The sequence below is a fragment of the Anabaena sp. PCC 7108 genome (assembly GCF_000332135.1).
Taxonomy (GTDB): Bacteria; Cyanobacteriota; Cyanobacteriia; order Cyanobacteriales; family Nostocaceae; genus Anabaena.
This window is the reverse complement of the sequence record NZ_KB235896.1, coordinates 2,948,740-2,965,746: the sequence shown is the minus strand read 5'-3', so window position 1 is coordinate 2,965,746 and position 17,007 is coordinate 2,948,740. Positions and strand designations below refer to the sequence as shown.

General features: G+C 42.0%; 13 protein-coding genes. 6 read left to right on the top strand and 7 right to left on the bottom strand.

Going from position 1 to position 17,007, the window contains the following annotated elements:
* Positions 1 to 206: 206 nt before the first annotated feature.
* Positions 207 to 380, bottom strand: a complete 174-nt coding sequence (rpmF, locus tag ANA7108_RS0113990; RefSeq protein ID WP_016951418.1) for a 50S ribosomal protein L32 — start codon at positions 378 to 380, stop codon at positions 207 to 209.
* A gap of 236 nt (positions 381 to 616) precedes the next feature.
* Positions 617 to 1,132 carry a hypothetical protein gene (locus ANA7108_RS0113985; protein WP_016951417.1) on the bottom strand — a complete coding sequence of 172 codons (516 nt, stop codon included), beginning with the start codon at positions 1,130 to 1,132 and terminating at the stop codon, positions 617 to 619.
* Between the two features lie 302 nt (positions 1,133 to 1,434).
* On the opposite strand from ANA7108_RS0113985, the gene ANA7108_RS0113980 reads away from it, so the two are divergent.
* The gene (locus tag ANA7108_RS0113980; RefSeq protein WP_016951416.1) at positions 1,435 to 3,288 is read left to right on the top strand and encodes a caspase family protein; all 1,854 of its coding nucleotides are present in this window, start codon (positions 1,435 to 1,437) and stop codon (positions 3,286 to 3,288) included.
* Positions 3,289 to 3,499: 211 nt separating this feature from the next.
* Here ANA7108_RS0113980 and ANA7108_RS0113975 read toward each other — a convergent pair whose 3' ends face one another.
* From ANA7108_RS0113975 to ANA7108_RS0113960, 4 genes are all read right to left on the bottom strand, one after another.
* Entirely contained in the window at positions 3,500 to 3,877 is a 378-nt protein-coding gene (locus ANA7108_RS0113975) for a Mo-dependent nitrogenase C-terminal domain-containing protein (RefSeq protein ID WP_016951415.1), read from the bottom strand.
* Between the two features lie 799 nt (positions 3,878 to 4,676).
* On the bottom strand, positions 4,677 to 6,443 hold the full coding sequence (locus ANA7108_RS0113970; protein WP_016951414.1) for a ribonuclease J: 1,767 nt from the start codon (positions 6,441 to 6,443) through the stop codon (positions 4,677 to 4,679).
* Between the two features lie 302 nt (positions 6,444 to 6,745).
* Positions 6,746 to 7,630 (bottom strand): 4-hydroxy-tetrahydrodipicolinate synthase, encoded by an 885-nt coding sequence (gene dapA / locus ANA7108_RS0113965; protein WP_016951413.1) that lies wholly within the window; start codon positions 7,628 to 7,630, stop codon positions 6,746 to 6,748.
* A 101-nt stretch (positions 7,631 to 7,731) separates the two neighbouring features.
* The gene (locus tag ANA7108_RS0113960) at positions 7,732 to 8,763 is read right to left on the bottom strand and encodes an aspartate-semialdehyde dehydrogenase (RefSeq protein WP_016951412.1); all 1,032 of its coding nucleotides are present in this window, start codon (positions 8,761 to 8,763) and stop codon (positions 7,732 to 7,734) included.
* Between the two features lie 1,132 nt (positions 8,764 to 9,895).
* Here ANA7108_RS0113960 and tig point away from each other — a divergent pair.
* From tig to ANA7108_RS0113935, 4 genes are all read left to right on the top strand, one after another.
* On the top strand, positions 9,896 to 11,311 hold the full coding sequence (tig, locus tag ANA7108_RS0113950; protein ID WP_016951410.1) for a trigger factor: 1,416 nt from the start codon (positions 9,896 to 9,898) through the stop codon (positions 11,309 to 11,311).
* Positions 11,312 to 11,537: 226 nt separating this feature from the next.
* Positions 11,538 to 12,236 carry an ATP-dependent Clp endopeptidase proteolytic subunit ClpP gene (gene clpP, locus ANA7108_RS0113945; protein ID WP_026104184.1) on the top strand — a complete coding sequence of 233 codons (699 nt, stop codon included), beginning with the start codon at positions 11,538 to 11,540 and terminating at the stop codon, positions 12,234 to 12,236.
* A 9-nt stretch (positions 12,237 to 12,245) separates the two neighbouring features.
* On the top strand, positions 12,246 to 13,586 hold the full coding sequence (gene clpX, locus ANA7108_RS0113940) for an ATP-dependent protease ATP-binding subunit ClpX (RefSeq protein WP_026104183.1): 1,341 nt from the start codon (positions 12,246 to 12,248) through the stop codon (positions 13,584 to 13,586).
* A 100-nt stretch (positions 13,587 to 13,686) separates the two neighbouring features.
* The gene (locus tag ANA7108_RS0113935; protein ID WP_026104182.1) at positions 13,687 to 14,535 is read left to right on the top strand and encodes an alpha/beta fold hydrolase; all 849 of its coding nucleotides are present in this window, start codon (positions 13,687 to 13,689) and stop codon (positions 14,533 to 14,535) included.
* A 372-nt stretch (positions 14,536 to 14,907) separates the two neighbouring features.
* On the opposite strand, the gene ANA7108_RS0113930 is transcribed toward ANA7108_RS0113935, so the two are convergent.
* Positions 14,908 to 15,894, bottom strand: a complete 987-nt coding sequence (locus ANA7108_RS0113930) for a GntR family transcriptional regulator (protein WP_016951406.1) — start codon at positions 15,892 to 15,894, stop codon at positions 14,908 to 14,910.
* Positions 15,895 to 16,191: 297 nt separating this feature from the next.
* On the opposite strand from ANA7108_RS0113930, the gene ANA7108_RS0113925 reads away from it, so the two are divergent.
* Positions 16,192 to 16,959 carry a dienelactone hydrolase family protein gene (locus tag ANA7108_RS0113925; protein WP_016951405.1) on the top strand — a complete coding sequence of 256 codons (768 nt, stop codon included), beginning with the start codon at positions 16,192 to 16,194 and terminating at the stop codon, positions 16,957 to 16,959.
* Positions 16,960 to 17,007: the final 48 nt, after the last annotated feature.

Sequence of the window (17,007 nt, the reverse complement as noted above, 5' to 3'; positions counted from 1 at the left end):
GTATAATTTCTTTTCTGTAGATGTTGGCCAGGAGGAACTCGTTCACTTTCTTCTGAAACTGGTTTCTGAAAAAATTTCATTAAATTACCTCCTGGAAACATCCGCCATAACGCGGGGCGTTTAGCGGTTTGTGGTTAATTTCATCAGGAAAGCACAGAAAAAGCGCTTCTCTAGCTGTGCTATTCATGCTTTTCCTGATCGAATAATTATGACTCTTCTTCTTCTTCTTCAGCAGTTGGATAGACGAATCGAGAACGTCCAGACAAAATAGATTTGCCGAGAGAGAGAGCTTTTTGAGCTTCAACAACAGCCTTGTGTGTCCAGGTAGCGCGGCGTTTGTCTCGTTTGGATTTGGATGTTTTCTTCTTTGGAACAGCCATAATAGCGGATATCGTGATTCTTGACAACCTTTTTATTCTAAGCCATCAATTGACATCGGCAATGGTCGATACTGGAATTTTTGGCTGAGTAGAATACAGTTGATTATCTGGGCGTTGCATAATTGCGGAATGATTTGAGAATCTGCATCAACAATATATAATCACCGCGTCTGGAGTGTCCCCACCTCCCCGCGTCAGCCTCAATCATTCCCTTATTCAGCAACGCCATTATCTGGTTATGGTGTTTTTGGCGTAGGTTGGTTAACTGTAGGAGATACCGCAGGTGCAGGATCAGGAAGTTCTGTCTGTGGTTGAAATAAGAGTAGCGATCGCGCAGTTTTGAAGTAAGTCACCCAACGTTGGGGATCAGGTCGCTGTTTCCATTGCACGCGACTCACATCTAAAACCAGAACTGGGGCGATCAATCCATGACTTTGTACTGTGACAATTATAGAAACATCTGTAACTAATATATCTTGGTCAAAGCTGCGTTGAGCCGCAGCCCTAGCAACCATTTCTGCTCTTCCCAGAATGGTTTCGTAGTTTTCATCCGGTAGACTTTCAATGCCTAAGTCAACTCTGGCTGTGTAAGCTTGCACATTTTGGGGTGCGATGGCGGACATGGCAAACCACATAGGAACCGCTAGTAATAGCCACATTCTGGCTTGAATGATCCGGATTTTCCTGCCAGATAGGCCAATAAATGAAAAGGGGATGATTGATGATGGTTCTTGAGCATGAATCCTAATCATTAATTGCTGTCTCCTGAATAATGACCTTTCATTTTAATTGAGTAAAAGTATTTTCCGCTTTAGTAACGTCATAAAGATTACATTTTATCTGGTGATTAGCAAGAAGGACTGAAGACAGAAAATATATTTTGCTCTCTGCTCAAGGGTTGAAAACCTCGACTGCATCTCTGACGGGAGCGGTACTCTCTTCAATTTGGAATTGTGGGCTTCCCTACACCCCACACATTTCTTCATAGGTTAGCTTTGTTATTTCAGCAAGGTCAACCGCAATTTTAGGTAAACAATAACCGACAAAGAGCGGGATGGTAAATTACTGGGCGATCGCTATTGGCATTAATCAATATCACTTATTCCAACCTTTAAGTTGCGCTCAAGCAGATGCTGAGGCGGTACAGGATTTTTTGGTGACAGAAACAGGTTTTTTGCCTGAAAATTCCCTGCTGATGACAACTACTTCGCCACCGATAGGGGAGCGAGCCTCCTACCCAACTAAGGCCAATATTCTGTTTTTGCTGGAGGAATTAGCCGCAACATCTTGGCAACCAGAGGATCAGCTATGGTTCTTTTTCAGCGGTTATGGGGTTAACCACAACGATAAAGATTACTTAATGCCTGTAGAAGGCAATGCCGAGCAAGTTCGGGATACAGGCATAGAAATGCGATCGCTAATGCAAAGTCTACAAGTTACTGGACTTAATGTATTACTGATATTAGACATCAATCGCGCCTTTGGTACTCAAGCTGATGCTCCTGTTGGTCAGGAAATCATTGAACTAGCCCAAGAGTTACAATTAGCAACTATACTTTCTTGCCAACCAGAGGAATTTTCTCACGAAAGTAGCGAACTAGGTCACGGATTCTTTACGGCTGCCTTATTGCAAGCTTTGCGTTCTGGGAAGGGCAGCAGCTTGACAGATTTAAATGACTATTTGAGTTCTTTCACCCCAGAACTCTGTCAACATCACTGGCGACCTATCCAAAATCCTGCTCATTTTATTCCTTCTAAACAGCAGGTCATCTTGCCAACTTTGACATTAGACAGCGACTCTGAAGCAGAGCAAATTATTTTTCCTGAAGAAAACTTTGCTGTGACTCGTGCAGCACCCCCTTTGGAAGATGAAGATTCTCGAACTTCCACCACAGACAAAGCTTGGTGGGCAGAAAACAAAACTGTAGAAACTACACTTAACAAAACTTCCTCAGAGGTTGAAAAGCCAGCTAATTCTCCAGATGGAACCTTCTCTAAGCCGCTGGTAGAAACTAATCAAATACTGGCAACTTCTCCAGAATTAAATACAGCGGGCAGATTTATCCCTTCTTCTGCTAAAGACTTCACCAGTCCTTCTATTCAGGTAAATACTCCCATTTGGAAACAATTTATCTTATGGGGCGGAGGTAGCATGATTATAGTGGGTTTAATCGCTACTTTTCTTCTCCGCAATCAGGCTAGTTTTCGGTTTAAACAGTTATCAACAGCCGTTAGTAATCCCACAGTTTCTCAAACCATTGCACCAACGAAATCAGTCAATGCCCCCATTGCTTCCACCCTTGACCCCAGAAAGCGTGAACAAGCACTTTTTGAATTAGGAAAAATGTCCCTTAGCGAAACTCAACCTGCTGATTTGAGTCAAGCGATCGCTACGGCTAGAAAAATTCAACCCGGTGAACTCCTTTATCAACAATCTCAAGACAATATTCAGGTTTGGAGTCAGATGATTTTAGATTTAGCGGCAGAACGCGCTCAAAAAAGACAATATGCTGAAGCGATCGCTATTTCTAAGTTAATTACTACTTCTGAGCCACTTTATCCTCAAGCACAAGCAGCAATGGAAAAATGGCGGCTAGAAGCCAAGCAGTATGTAAGTAACAAAACTGTTTTAGATGCGGCTAATGCTTTAATTCGACCCGGACAAGCTTCTAGCTACAATCGAGCGATTGAAGTTGCCAAAAGAGTACTTCCCGGAGAACCAGGCTTTAATATTGCCGAACAATCTATTAATCAATGGAGTGAACAGATTTTAGATTTGGCTAAAAATCGCGCCGCTCAAGGTGACTTTAGCACTGCTATTGAAACCGCTGCTTTAGTCCCAGAAGTAACAGCTGCTTACGAAGATGCTCAAGATGCTCTTCAAAAATGGCAAGCTAAAAAGAATTAGCTATTGGTGATTGGTGATTGGTGATTGGTCATTTTCTCCGCGTCTCCGTGTCTCCGTGTCTCCCCATCTCCCCATCTCCCCATCTCCCCATCGGTCATTGGTCATTAATTAAAAAGTCCAGAGTTGACAGCAACTGTAATCAACTCTGGACTCGGTACTCAATACTCAATACTCGGCACTCAGTACTCAATACTCAGTACTCAGTACTCTATTAGCAGTACTGTGAAATATCTTCGCCGCACTCATCAGCTAAATAGCACATCGCTCTAAACCTTAAACCTACTACTTCTTCATATAAAGGGTTTAGTTTGCACATTGGCGGAATGTGAAACATGGTTTTACCAAATACTTTGACATCACGCTCAAAAGGACATTGAGACGGAATGAATTTACACAACCTATGAGCTAACAAGCGATCGCTAACTTTTAGATTATCCAACCATTGACGTAACGGTCTTAGAAAATCCCAATTCAACTGGGAATGAGAACCTTGTAATTGGGTAACATCAGCTTTACTTGTTTCTGCTTGATGGAGCGATACCCAACTGACAAGAAAAATCTTTTTATTGGTATTATTAAATACCTTCATGATCACGCCTCTCTTTTAATGAGGGTATTCACCTTACCGATGAATATATATACAATCAGACAACTGTCTTTCCTGAATAAAAAGTATTCTGACGGGAATTCTCTAAAAAGTGTGAGTAGGCACTTAAAGTCAGAACCGATGTATTACTACGTCAAGTTAAGCGTAATTTTCCCGGAAGTGGTACTGTATTCCTCGGAACTTATCCATAACTTGACACAGTTTAAATTTTAATGAAGACCTCTATCTTTGGACAGGTTCTAGTGTAACATTTACAAATTTTAACATATCTACTTATTATCAGTAGTTTTAATAAAAATAAATGCTGCAAATAGTTAAGTTTAACCATTGATTGTGCTGTAATTTAACATTTATGGTGTTTTAGGGCTAACTTACTTAGTAGTCTGTCAAGAACTAATTGACAGGTAAATAAATTTTCCTTCTTCCTTCTTCCTTCTTCCTTCTTCCTTCGCGCTCTTTGCGTCCTATCCCTACGGGACACTACGTGAACGCGGTTCATTAATTTCTTATTTATCCGTCAAATACATTTTGACGGACTACTAGGCAGGACTTACGCAACTGGCACATTGGTAAGGTGCGTCAGATATCAAAAATCTGTTTATTTACTAGATTTATGCAGTCTGACGCACCCTACAATAGATTTTTGGTGTGATACGCAGCTTTAGTCCTACTAGGGTTAGCAATAGGCTAAATTTCCCTCAACAGAAAAACGCAAAGATGCTAAAAACATCTTTGCGTCTACCTTTCGGAATAGGTCAAGAGCGATCGCGCGAAATAAATCTTAGGAAGCTACTTGCGCCGTTGGCCGAGTCCGTCGTCTTCTACCATCAGCAACCTTCACAGGTGGTTCCTCAGGGATTTGCATCAACAAAGTCACAGAAGGTTGACATTGCAATTCTCGGCGCATGGAACGTGCCAATTCTTTTTCTAAAGTTCCTTGTAAACCACCCCAATCGATATCGGCTGGTTCGCCTCCGGCTGAAAATTCCGACCAACGGACACTGAGAATTTCTTCAATTCGCTGTTGTACCCACTTGAGTAGGAGCGATCGCTCTATACTTGTCACCACACCCCGGAGGTGAATTTCAGGTTTTGCCAACAGTTTACCAGTCCAATCAATGGCAGCCGCAACTGTAACGATACCTTCTGAAGCCATACTTTGCCGTTCTTGCAAGACTTTGGCGCTGACCATACCAGAACTAGTAGTATCCACAAGTTCAATCCCTGATTGCACTTTACCCGCAACACGGATAGATTCTTCGGTCAGTTCTATCACATCCCCATTCTCAATAATAATCATATTTTCAGAGGGGATGCCCATACTTTGAGCGGTTTCCGCGTGCTTCACCAACATCCGATGTTCGCCGTGGAAAGGCACAAAGAACTTGGGACGAGTTAAAGCAATCATCAGTTTTTGCTCTTCTTGGCAACCGTGACCAGAAACGTGAATACCTTTATCTCGTCCATAGACCACTTTTGCTCCCTGAATCATCAATTTATCGATGGTGTTCACCACCGCAATTGTATTCCCAGGAATTGGGTTAGCGGAGAATACGACTGTATCTCCTGTGCGAATTTTGATGTGAGGGTGTTGTTTATTAGCAATTCGGGTCATGGCTGACATCGTTTCACCCTGAGAACCAGTGGTCAGAACCAGCACATTCTCATCGGGCATACTGCGAACCACGTGCAATGGTTGCAGCAGATTATCTTCGCACTTGATATAACCTAAATTTCGGGCATGGGCAATTAAATTCAGCATCGAACGCCCCACAACTGTGACTACACGGTTGTGTTTTTTTGCCAAATCCAAAATCATGTTGATGCGATGAACGCTGGAAGCAAAGGTGGTGACAAATAGTCTGCCAGTGGCTTGAGAGAAGACTCGATCCAGATTAGGATAAACAGAACGTTCGGAAGGTGTAAATCCTGGTACTTCAGAGTTAGTAGAATCACTTAACAAGCAAAGTACGCCTTTCTCGCCATGTTCTGCTAGACGTTGCAAGTCAAATTTCTCCCCATCGACTGGGGTGTGGTCAATTTTAAAATCGCCTGTGTGGATGACTACACCCAGGGGAGTATGCAGGGCGACTGTGAAGCTATCAGCAATGGAGTGGGTATTGCGGATATATTCGACAAAAAAGGCTTTACCAATTCGGACTACATCGCGGGGAAGGACTGTTCTTAATTCTGTGCGATCGCGTACCCCTGCTTCTTCCAATTTACCCTCTAGCATTGCCATTGCTAGTCTTGGTCCATAAATCACCGGGATATCAAATTGCTTGAGGTGAAAAGCAATCCCACCGATATGGTCTTCATGACCATGAGTTACGACCATGCCTTTAATTTTATGGCGATTTTCCCGTAGATACGTTGTATCAGGTAGTACAATGTTAACGCCATGCATTCCGTTGGTGGGAAAAGCCAATCCTGCATCTAACAGGATTATTTCATCTTCGTACTCGAATACACAGGTATTTTTACCGATTTCGTGCAGGCCACCCAAAGGAATAATTTTGAGGGCTGATTCAATTTCGTTTTTAACCATTTTCTCCTTGAGATTGTTGTTTGTTGTGAATCAGTTGATAGTTAGCTTTCTTGTATGAAATACAACACTGATTTTATATAGTGTAGTCAGTGTAAAAACAACCAAGTTTTAATTTCAGATATCCAACTTTTTTACTGAATAAAATGAAGTTCTCACTGTTTACGCAGCGTCTCGTAGAACAGTATTTTTATATCTTTCAGTTGTAGCACAGATGTTTAAATCGCATCTTAGTAGCAATTATTGCCAAGTATCTATATATATTTTGGGCAATCTGAATTTGCCAGTATCCAACATATTGGCGCTTAGACTAAACTAAGTTCTTTCAGCACAACTTCTAACTTTTGACAAATTTCTGCGTCACTTTCACATAGCGGCAGACGCACTGAACCAACCTCCCAACCTTGAATTTTTAGTGCTTGCTTAACTAAGATGGGATTTGTTGTTAAAAATAAAGCTTTAAACAACGGAAACAGTTGTAGATGAATCTCAGTAGCAATTTTTATTTTACCGATACTAAAAGCGTGAATCATCTGTTGCAGTTGATTACCTACCAAATGAGAAGCCACACTTACTACACCCTTAGCACCTATAGCTAACATCGGCAAGGTCAAAGAATCATCTCCAGCGTAAATCTGAAATTCTTTGGGTGTCAAGCGGCGAATTTCGCTGGACTGGTCTAAGTTGCCGCTGGCTTCTTTAATGCCGACTATGTTGTTAATTTGGGCTAGACGTACAACTGTTTCTGGACTCAGGTTTTGACCTGTACGACCAGGGATGTTATATAACAACATTGGTAAGTCGGGACAGGCTTTTGCTATTGCCTGAAAGTGCTGATACAATCCAGCTTGCGGCGGTTTGTTGTAATAGGGGACAACTTGTAAAGAACCATGTACTCCTATTCTAGCTGCTTTTTCGGTTGCGGCGATCGCTTCGGTTGTCGAGTTAGAACCACAGCCGGCAATTACTTTAGCTTTCCCAGCTACGGCCTGCAATACCTCAACAAACAACTGGTATTCCTCGTCCCAACTTAAGGTAGGAGATTCTCCTGTTGTTCCACATACAACTAATGTATCTGTACCGTTGTTAACTAAATGATTTGCTAATTGGGCTGCTACATCATAGTTAACGCTGCCGTCTGCTTTAAACGGCGTAATCATAGCAGTTATAACTGTACCAAAATCTCCCACCCTCGTTTTACTCCTGATTACTCCTGATTATTCATTACTCATTAGTGATTGTTCTTGGCTTATTCTTGGCTGTTACCAACCACTAATGACTACATTTAAACTTATAATGTTGCTGGTTTGAGCAGGTCTTTCTCTACTAATAATTCGGCAATCTGTACTGCATTTAATGCTGCGCCTTTGCGAATTTGGTCACCACACAGCCATAGTTCCAAGCCACAATCATGAGAAATATCTTGACGAATTCTCCCTACTAAAACTTCATCCCGCCCACTGGCTTCTATTGGCATGGGAAAATGATTTGCTTGCCAATCTTCTACCAATTTTACTCCAGGGGCTTGACTTAAAATTCTTCTAGCCTCATCTGGATTAAAAGGTGTCTCAAATTCTAGATTAATTGCTTCTGAATGGGCGCGGAGTACGGGAACCCGCACACAAGTTGCCGTTATTCTAATTTCTTGACTACCAAATATTTTGCGGGTTTCGTTGACCATTTTCAATTCTTCTTCACAATACCCTAAATCGGTTAATGGGGAATTATGAGGAAATAAATTAAAAGCTAATGGGTAAGGCAGCACTTCAGCAACTGGCGTTTTTCCTTGTAATATGTCCCTGGTTTGGGTTTTCACTTCTTCCATTGCTTTAGCACCAGCACCACTAGCAGATTGGTATGTAGCTGCTACAATTCTTTTTACTGGTTTAACCTTATGCAATGGCCATACTGCTAAGGCCATTAAAATTGTGGTGCAGTTGGGATTGGCAATAATCCCTTTGTGACTAATTGCGGCTTGGGGATTTACCTCTGGTACTATCAACGGAACTGCTGGGTTCATGCGGAAAGCACTGGAGTTATCTATCACCACTGCGCCTTTTGCTACTGCTACTCCAGCCCAGGTTTTAGATGTGCCACCACCTGCACTAGCCAGCACTATATCGACGTTTTCAAAAGCCTGTTCAGTTACAGGTTCAACTAGTATGTTTTCCCCTTTAAATTTGAGTGTTTTTCCCGAACTGCGCTCAGATGCTAACAATTTTAAATTAGCAATAGGAAAATTCCGGCTTTCTAGTAATTCCAGCAACTCTGTGCCTACAGCACCAGTTGCTCCCAAAATAGCGACACGATAGGATTTAGACAAACTCAACTCCTCCTTTAAGAGGTTATTAACAATTTTTTGGCACAAATCACAATATTTATAATGGTCAAATCAGAAATTAAACATCTTTAAATAGTTTTGAGAGATTTTCCCGCCTTACTGAATCAAAATATGAAACTCAAAAATTAAACACTTTCAAATTCTGCTCAATTGCCTAGCACTCAAGAGATACTATAAAATAGCGATCGCATTATACTTTAGTTCATACTTCAATTCATCAACATTTTTTTCTAAATTTGGTCAAAATTTCCACACTTTATATTTTTTATACTTAGAGGATGTTTTAAAACTATTGGGCGAATATAATTTGCTACTATACAAACTAAGTCCACGAAGGTGGACTAACACAAAATTAAGGTTTTTAACCCAAGAAGGTGGGTTTTGTCTGTGTAGACGCGATTTCTAATCGCCGATTTAGGTATTAATTTAGACTTTAGAAACATTCTCTCAAGACATCTTACCTTTTACAATAATTACTGATTAAATTTTACTGGGAATTTTAATCAAATACTATCATACAACAAACTTTAATTTTAGAGAAAAATGGAGAGATTGGCATTGAAGTATTTTCTAGATATTTGTAGGCTAAAAAAGTCTATAGGCTGTAAAGTTAGGTGAGTGATATCAGAAATATACTATGTTTAGAATCAATTCAGCACCAGGTCATAAAAAAATATTTGGTGTTGGCAGGTAATGTTAGCACTCTTTTTCCAGAAAGCTTTGCCAATCAATGGTAGAACCCTAAACAGAGAGTTACTATGTTGAAAGGATATCATGGTATAAGCAATTTGATCATCATTACCAATGTCCAGTTGTGAGTAAAAAACCCAAACACCAGAAAATTTAGCAGGTTTTTTAGTCCCAAGCGCTGAATAACTGCTCAAGACTGATAAATTTGAGGTAAAAATGCTATCGGTAAAGATATTGCAGTAAAGTGTTAAGTCTTTTGCCATTGGCAGTAAACTGGATATCTGCTAGAGGGCAACAGTCCCGACCTTGGATAAGATTATGTCTACAACATATCCTATCCCCTGAGACAGCAAGTTAGTAACGCGAACCATACGCGTCTTGTGTGTACTCAGAGATGAAAACACCAGAAAATTAGAGACAACGCATGAAAGTCACCCAGGAAAAACTTCCCGCCAGCCAAATCGGGTTGGAAATAGAGATTACACCGGAAAATACCAAACAAAAATACGAACAAGTCGTTAAAAACTTAAGTAAAACTGTCAATATTCCTGGGTTTCGCAAAGGCAAAGTACCCCGGCAGATATTATTACAGCGTTTAGGCGTAACTCGTATTAAAGCAGCTGCCCTGGAAGAACTAATTCCAGATGGTATTGAAGAAGCAGTCAAACAAGAAGCAATTCAGGCCATTGGTCAACCGCGTTTACGCTCATCTTTTGATGATTTGATTAATAATTATGAACCTGGGCAACCCTTAGTAATTTCAGCTGCGGTTGATATAGAACCAGAAATCAATTTGACGCAGTACACGGGTTTGCAAGCCAAAGCCGAAGAAATCAAGTATGATCCCGCAAAAGTGGATGATGTACTAAACAAGGAACGCCAAGAAATGGCCACCTTGATTCCTGTGGAAGGACGAGCCGCCCAAATTGGGGATATTGCCGTAGTTGATTTTAAAGGTGTAATCACCAAAGCTGAAGGTGAAGACGAATCAACAGAACCCACACCAATTCCCGGTGGAGAAGCCACTGATTTTCAAGTCGAGTTACAAGAAGATAAGTTTATCCCTGGTTTTGTCTCCGGTATGGTAGGCATGAACCCTGGAGAAACCAGAGAAATTCCGGCGCAGTTTCCAGATCCTTATGCTAACGAAGAGTTAGCTGGTAAACCCGCACTTTTCACGGTGACACTCAAAGAAATCAAGGAAAAAGAACTACCGGAATTGAATGATGATTTTGCTCAAGAAGTGAGTGAATTTGAAACATTAGAACAATTGCGGGCATCTTTAGAAACACGATATCAAAAAGAGGCTGAAGATAAAACTAAGGCAAATCAGCAAGAAGCCTTGTTAGAAGAACTGCTCAAAAACGTAGAAGTTGATTTACCCGCGACTTTAATTGACCAAGAAATCGATGCCATGTTGACACAGACAGCAATGAAACTGTCACAGCAAGGGCTAGATGTGAAAAAGCTGTTTACCCAAGATATTATTCCCCAATTGCGGGAGCGATCGCAGCCAGAGGCAATTGAACGCCTCAAACGTTCCCTAGCCATCCAAGAAATCGGCAAACGCGAATCTATCCAAGTTACACCTCCAGAAGTTCAAGCTAGAGTCAAAGAACTGATAGAACAGTATCCCGAGGAAGATGTAGATCCGGTCAGACTACAATCAGTGGTAGAGAACGAACTGTTAAACGAAAAAATCATTGATTGGCTTTTAGCTAACTCCAGTGTGGAACTAGTACCAGAAGGTTCTTTAACTCCTATAGAGGAACCAGCAGGAGAATTAGAAGGTCAAAGTCCTGACGCTGCCACTGAAGAAGCAACTACAAGTCCTGAGTAAGGAAGATGGGGAGACGCGGAGATAGGGGGGAGAAATAATTACCTCCTGCTTCCTGCCTCTTGCCTTCTGCCCTCATCCTCAGCATTCAAGACCAACTTAAACGAGAAGAATTTATATTTATATAAGGCATAATGGTTAACACATAGCTCAAATCAAAATTCCATCCGCTAAAAAAGCAGCCAAAACGGCCGCAAAATCTGTCCCACTTATTGTTAAATATTCTTGTATGCTTGTATCGCAATCGGGAAATTACCCAATTAGCAGCTTGAGTCCCATTGGCATTAGCTGCAACTTGAGCAGTCCTAGCAACATCGTCCCGATGGTGGTAGAACAATCAGGCGTGGGAGAAAGGGCTTTTGATATTTACTCCCGCCTACTGCGAGAGCGGATTATTTTTTTGGGAACACCAATAGATGATGCTGTAGCTAACTCAATTGTTGCCCAACTGCTATTCTTAGATGCCGAAGATTCAGAAAAAGATATTCAACTTTACATCAATTCTCCCGGTGGTTCAGTGTACGCAGGGATGGCAATCTATGATACAATACAGCAAATACGTCCCGATGTTGTAACCATCTGTTTTGGACTAGCCGCGAGCATGGGGGCATTTTTATTAACATCTGGGACAGCAGGGAAACGTATGTCTTTACCTGACTCCCGGATTATGATTCACCAACCCCTTGGTGGCGCTCAAGGACAAGCCATTGACATTGAAATTCAAGCGCGAGAAATTCTTTACATTAAGGGTAATTTGAACCAGTTAATGGCCAAACATACTGGTCAACCCCTAGAAAGAATTGAAGCAGATACAGAACGCGACTTTTTCATGTCGGCAGAAGAGGCGAAGAATTACGGTTTGATCGATCAGGTCATTTCCCGACAAAATCTTCCCACAGCAGGGGAAAACGTCACCATTCTGAAATAAGAGGCTGGTATGTCTAAGTACGACTCCCATTTAAAATGTTCATTTTGCGGCAAGTCTCAAGAGCAGGTGCGTAAATTAATCGCGGGGCCGGGAGTCTACATCTGCGATGAATGCGTAGACTTGTGTAATGAAATCCTAGATGAGGAGTTACTTGATACGAATGCTGCCGCTTCCCAACCAGCACCACGATCAGAACCGCCTCAAAAACGCCGTACCCGTTCTGCCAATCTCTCATTTAACCAAATACCGAAACCTAGAGAGATCAAAAAATATCTAGACGAACACGTAATTGGTCAAGACGAGGCCAAAAAAGTGCTTTCAGTGGCAGTTTATAATCACTATAAGCGCTTGGCCATTGTTCAGTCTAAAGCCAATGGAAAAGGCGGGGCAGATGATGCCATAGAACTACAAAAGTCCAACATTTTATTAATGGGACCTACCGGTTGCGGTAAAACTCTCCTCGCACAAACTCTGGCAAAAATCCTCGATGTTCCCTTTGCTGTTGCTGATGCCACAACTCTGACAGAAGCAGGGTATGTGGGGGAAGATGTGGAAAATATCTTGTTGCGACTCTTGCAAGTGGCAGATTTAGATGTAGAGGAAGCACAGAGGGGAATTATCTACATCGACGAAATTGATAAAATCGCTCGCAAGAGTGAAAATACCTCGATTACAAGGGATGTTTCTGGAGAAGGGGTACAGCAAGCTTTACTGAAAATGCTGGAGGGAACAATTGCCAACGTTCCACCTCAAGGCGGACGTAAGCACCCTTATCAAGACTGCATCCAAATTGATACTAGTAATATTCTCTTTATCTGCGGCGGCGCATTTGTGGGCTTGGAAAAAGTCGTAGATCAGAGAGTGGGTAAAAAGTCAATGGGCTTTGTCCAACCGGGAGAAGGTCAAAGTAAGGAAAAACGGGCAGCAGATACTCTACGCCATCTCCAACCAGATGACTTGGTGAAATTTGGCATGATTCCCGAATTCATAGGGCGGATGCCAATGGTAGCGGTGGTAGATCCCCTGGATGAAGAGGCGCTAATGGCAATTCTCACCCAACCACGCAGCGCTTTGGTGAAGCAGTACCAAAAACTGCTGAAAATGGATAATGTCCAGTTAGATTTTAAACCAGAAGCTTTGCGAGCGATCGCGCAAGAAGCCTACCGTCGGAAAACTGGGGCGCGGGCTTTACGGGGTATTGTGGAAGAATTGATGCTGGATGTCATGTATGAGTTACCATCTCGTAAGGATGTAACTCGCTGCACTGTCACCAAGGAAATGGTTGAGAAGCGTTCTACTGCTGAACTGCTAGTACATCCTTCTTCACTACCTAAACCAGAATCGGCATAATTGGTAATTGGTAATTGGTGATTGGTGATTGGTGATTGGTGATTATTCACCAATTATTAGTCATCATTCATTTTTGATTTTTAATTTTTAATTGTGATAAATGCCTTATATCAAGGTTCGCGGGGTTGAGCATTACTACGAGTGGATGAAAAAATCATCGGATTTGGTAAAGCCAGTGATGGTTTTCGTTCATGGTTGGGCTGGTTCGTCTAGGTATTGGCGAAGTACGGCTGAGGCTTTATTAGCAGAATTTGATTGTTTACTCTATGATATGCGGGGGTTTGGACGTTCTCATGCTAAACCTAAACAAGAAGAATCCGCAGCAATTCCAGAGTTAACTTATGAATTAGAAGAATACGCCGAAGATTTAGCTGCTTTGTTAGATGGGTTGCAACTTAACAGCGTCTATATTAATGCTCATTCAATGGGCGCTTCTATTGCTACTTTGTTTCTCAACCGCTACCCCCAAAGAGTGGAAAAAGCGATTTTAACTTGTAGCGGCATTTTTGAATATGACGAAAAAGCCTTTTCTGCCTTTTATAAATTTGGTGGATTAGTGGTTAAATTTCGTCCTAAATGGTTAGGGAAAATACCTCTGGCTGACAGGATATTTATGGCGAGATTTTTGCATAGTCCCATCCCCAAATCTGAACGTCAGGCTTTTTTACAAGATTTTATTGATGCTGATTATGATGCTGCTTTAGGGACAATTTTTACTTCTGTTAGTAAGCAACAAGCGGAAATAATGCCCGAAGAATTTGCTAAATTAACAGTACCAACGCTGCTGGTAGCTGGGGAATATGACATCATTATTCCAGCTGAATTGGGTAAAAAAGCGGCAGCACTAAGTGAGAAAGTTGAGTTGGCTTTGATTCCGAATACAGCCCATTTTCCCATGCTGGAAGACCCAGAAACCTACTTGCAGCGAGTGGAAGAGTTTTTACAATAATTCGTAATTCGTAATTCGTAAACAGGGAACAGGGAACAGGGAATAAATAGGCAGGGGGCAGGGAACAGGGAACAGGGAACAGGGAACAGGGAACAGGGAACAGGGAATAAATAGGCAGGGGGCAGGGAACAGGGAACAGGGAACAGGGAACAGGGAACAGGGAACAGGGAACAGGGAATAAATAGGCAGGGGGCAGGGAACAGGGAACAGGGAACAGGGAATAAATAGGCAGGGGGCAGGGGGCAGGGGGCAGGGAGAAAGAGGGTTTTACTCTACTTAATTGCTGATCAAACAAACTCTCCGCGTCCCACTGTCTCCGCGTCTCCGTGTCTCCCCATCTCCCCATAGAGCGTCCTCCCCAAATCCCCGAACTTAAACCAAACCAAGTTCTCGTTTGAGTAAATTAATCGACAGAGAACCAATGTAGTTTTCGCAGCGAATCAGTTTGGGTGGACGAATAAGATCGTCTAGAACTATTTGCACTCCTGCTTGTACGGCTAAATAGCTAGTTTGATCGGTACAAAAAGTTATTTCTGCCCGTTTGATGATTGCTTGCAGTTTATAAGCATCTTTGGGTTGGGAAGTCATCACCAATAATTCATCTCCCCGTAAACCGTGCAGGATAACTTCTGTAGCTCTGAGAATACCAGGACTAAGGCTGACGATGCCAATACAACTAGCTTTGGGAAGACTTTTAACTACATTAAGTTCCTTGGCATAGTCGTGAATATCTAGGGGAATGACACGCACAGCTTTTGGTGCTGCGATCGCTTCTACTTCTCCGATAAAATATCGACTGGTGACTAATGTAGCCGAGGTAGTTTGGTCTAATACCGCCGATAATTCTTCCATTGCTACCAACTGGACTGGGATTTTTAAGGCTTCTTGTAATTCATCCACCATTAATTCCCCAGCACCAATGTCTTGAGATGGTACTACTACCAGCACTCTAGCACTACAACGCAAGCGCCAGTCTACTTCTGCTAAACATAGTTCTCGTGCTTCATTCAGAGAACAACCTTGATTGAGCAATTCATCCAAGGCTTGTTGGACTACTTTGTATGCTTCGGGATATTGCTTAAGAATAGGTGACTTTGACCTACTTCCGCCCTCATGACCTTGGGTTCGGACATAGATTCCTGAACCGGCCAGACTTTCGACAAATCCTTCTTCCTCCAACTGCCGATAAACCTTGCTAATCGTATTGCGATGTAGTCCGGTTTGCATTGCTAATGCCCTAGTGCTGGGCAATTTGTATGCAGGTGGATATTGCCCAGATGCGATCGCAAATCGGATTTGATTAAACAGTTGGTTAGATGCCGGAATTTCACTATCTGGCTGAATACGGAATTGAATCATCACCAATTCTCCTGATTACTGGTAGCTGCTCTTGATCAGCTGTGTATGCTACCTGTTAAATATATTATTGATACGTTAGATTTTTCTGAGGGAAATTGCTACTCCCTTCCCAGTGTAAGATTAGCTATCTTCTTCCTTCTTTACTTCGCGTCCTTTGCGTCTTTGCGGTTCATTTAATCGGTATTCTTTTAGTGGGAAGGGAGTAATACATTTAAGGAAAGATAATTTAGTTGAAAATAGCCTGGAGATACTGGCATAGTTATATCAGACAATGACAAGGCTATAGTAAAAATTATTATGACAGAACGAGTCTTAGACACCACAACGGTTAATCTTTCTCTACAAAACGCTACATCAACGCCAGATAATTTGCAAATAGCGGCTTATCTGGCACAACCTCAAAATCCTGGTACTTATCCAGGAATTGTGATTCTGCAAGAGATTTTTGGTGTTAATGATCATATTCGGGATGTAACAGAACGGATTGCTAAACTAGGATATGTAGCGATCGCTCCGGCACTCTTTCAACGTCAAGCACCTGGATATAAAGCAGGTTACACCCCCGAAGATGTTGAAACAGGTAGAGGCTACGCCATGCAAACCAAAGCCTCAGAATTATTAAGCGATATTCAACTAGCTATCAATTATCTCAAAAGTCTTCCCAAAGTTAAATCAAGTGCCTTTGGCTGTATAGGTTTCTGTTTTGGTGGTCATGTAGCATATTTAGCCGCCACCCTTCCAGATATTCAAGCCACCGCTTCCTTTTATGGTGCTGGTATTACCACCCGCACTCCCGGTGGTGGAGAACCTACTATTACCCGCACTCAGGAAATTACAGGAACTATCTACACCTTTTTTGGCAGAGAAGATGCCAGTATTCCTCAAGAACAGGTAAACCAAATCGAAGCCGAGTTAGAAAAATATAACATTTCCCATCGTGTGTTTCGCTACGATGGATCTGATCACGGATTTTTCTGTGACCGTCGTGCCAGCTATAATCCTAAAGCTGCGTTCGATGCTTGGGAACAAGTACAACAACTTTTTGCCAGCGTTTTAGCAGTGTAAAAAGAGGTTTTTAGGAAATAGAAGTTTTTTAAGAGACTCCCTAGTTGA

Bases quoted from the DNA above. Each gene is read 5' to 3' on its own strand.
- rpmF (WP_016951418.1), bottom strand. From the start codon at position 380: ATGGCTGTTCCAAAGAAGAAAACATCCAAATCCAAACGAGACAAACGC.
- ANA7108_RS0113985 (WP_016951417.1), bottom strand. From the start codon at position 1,132: ATGATTAGGATTCATGCTCAAGAACCATCATCAATCATCCCCTTTTCA.
- ANA7108_RS0113980 (WP_016951416.1), top strand. From the start codon at position 1,435: ATGGTAAATTACTGGGCGATCGCTATTGGCATTAATCAATATCACTTA.
- ANA7108_RS0113975 (WP_016951415.1), bottom strand. From the start codon at position 3,877: ATGAAGGTATTTAATAATACCAATAAAAAGATTTTTCTTGTCAGTTGG.
- ANA7108_RS0113970 (WP_016951414.1), bottom strand. From the start codon at position 6,443: ATGGTTAAAAACGAAATTGAATCAGCCCTCAAAATTATTCCTTTGGGT.
- tig (WP_016951410.1), top strand. From the start codon at position 9,896: ATGAAAGTCACCCAGGAAAAACTTCCCGCCAGCCAAATCGGGTTGGAA.
- clpP (WP_026104184.1), top strand. From the start codon at position 11,538: ATGCTTGTATCGCAATCGGGAAATTACCCAATTAGCAGCTTGAGTCCC.
- clpX (WP_026104183.1), top strand. From the start codon at position 12,246: ATGTCTAAGTACGACTCCCATTTAAAATGTTCATTTTGCGGCAAGTCT.
- ANA7108_RS0113935 (WP_026104182.1), top strand. From the start codon at position 13,687: ATGCCTTATATCAAGGTTCGCGGGGTTGAGCATTACTACGAGTGGATG.
- ANA7108_RS0113930 (WP_016951406.1), bottom strand. From the start codon at position 15,894: ATGATTCAATTCCGTATTCAGCCAGATAGTGAAATTCCGGCATCTAAC.
- ANA7108_RS0113925 (WP_016951405.1), top strand. From the start codon at position 16,192: ATGACAGAACGAGTCTTAGACACCACAACGGTTAATCTTTCTCTACAA.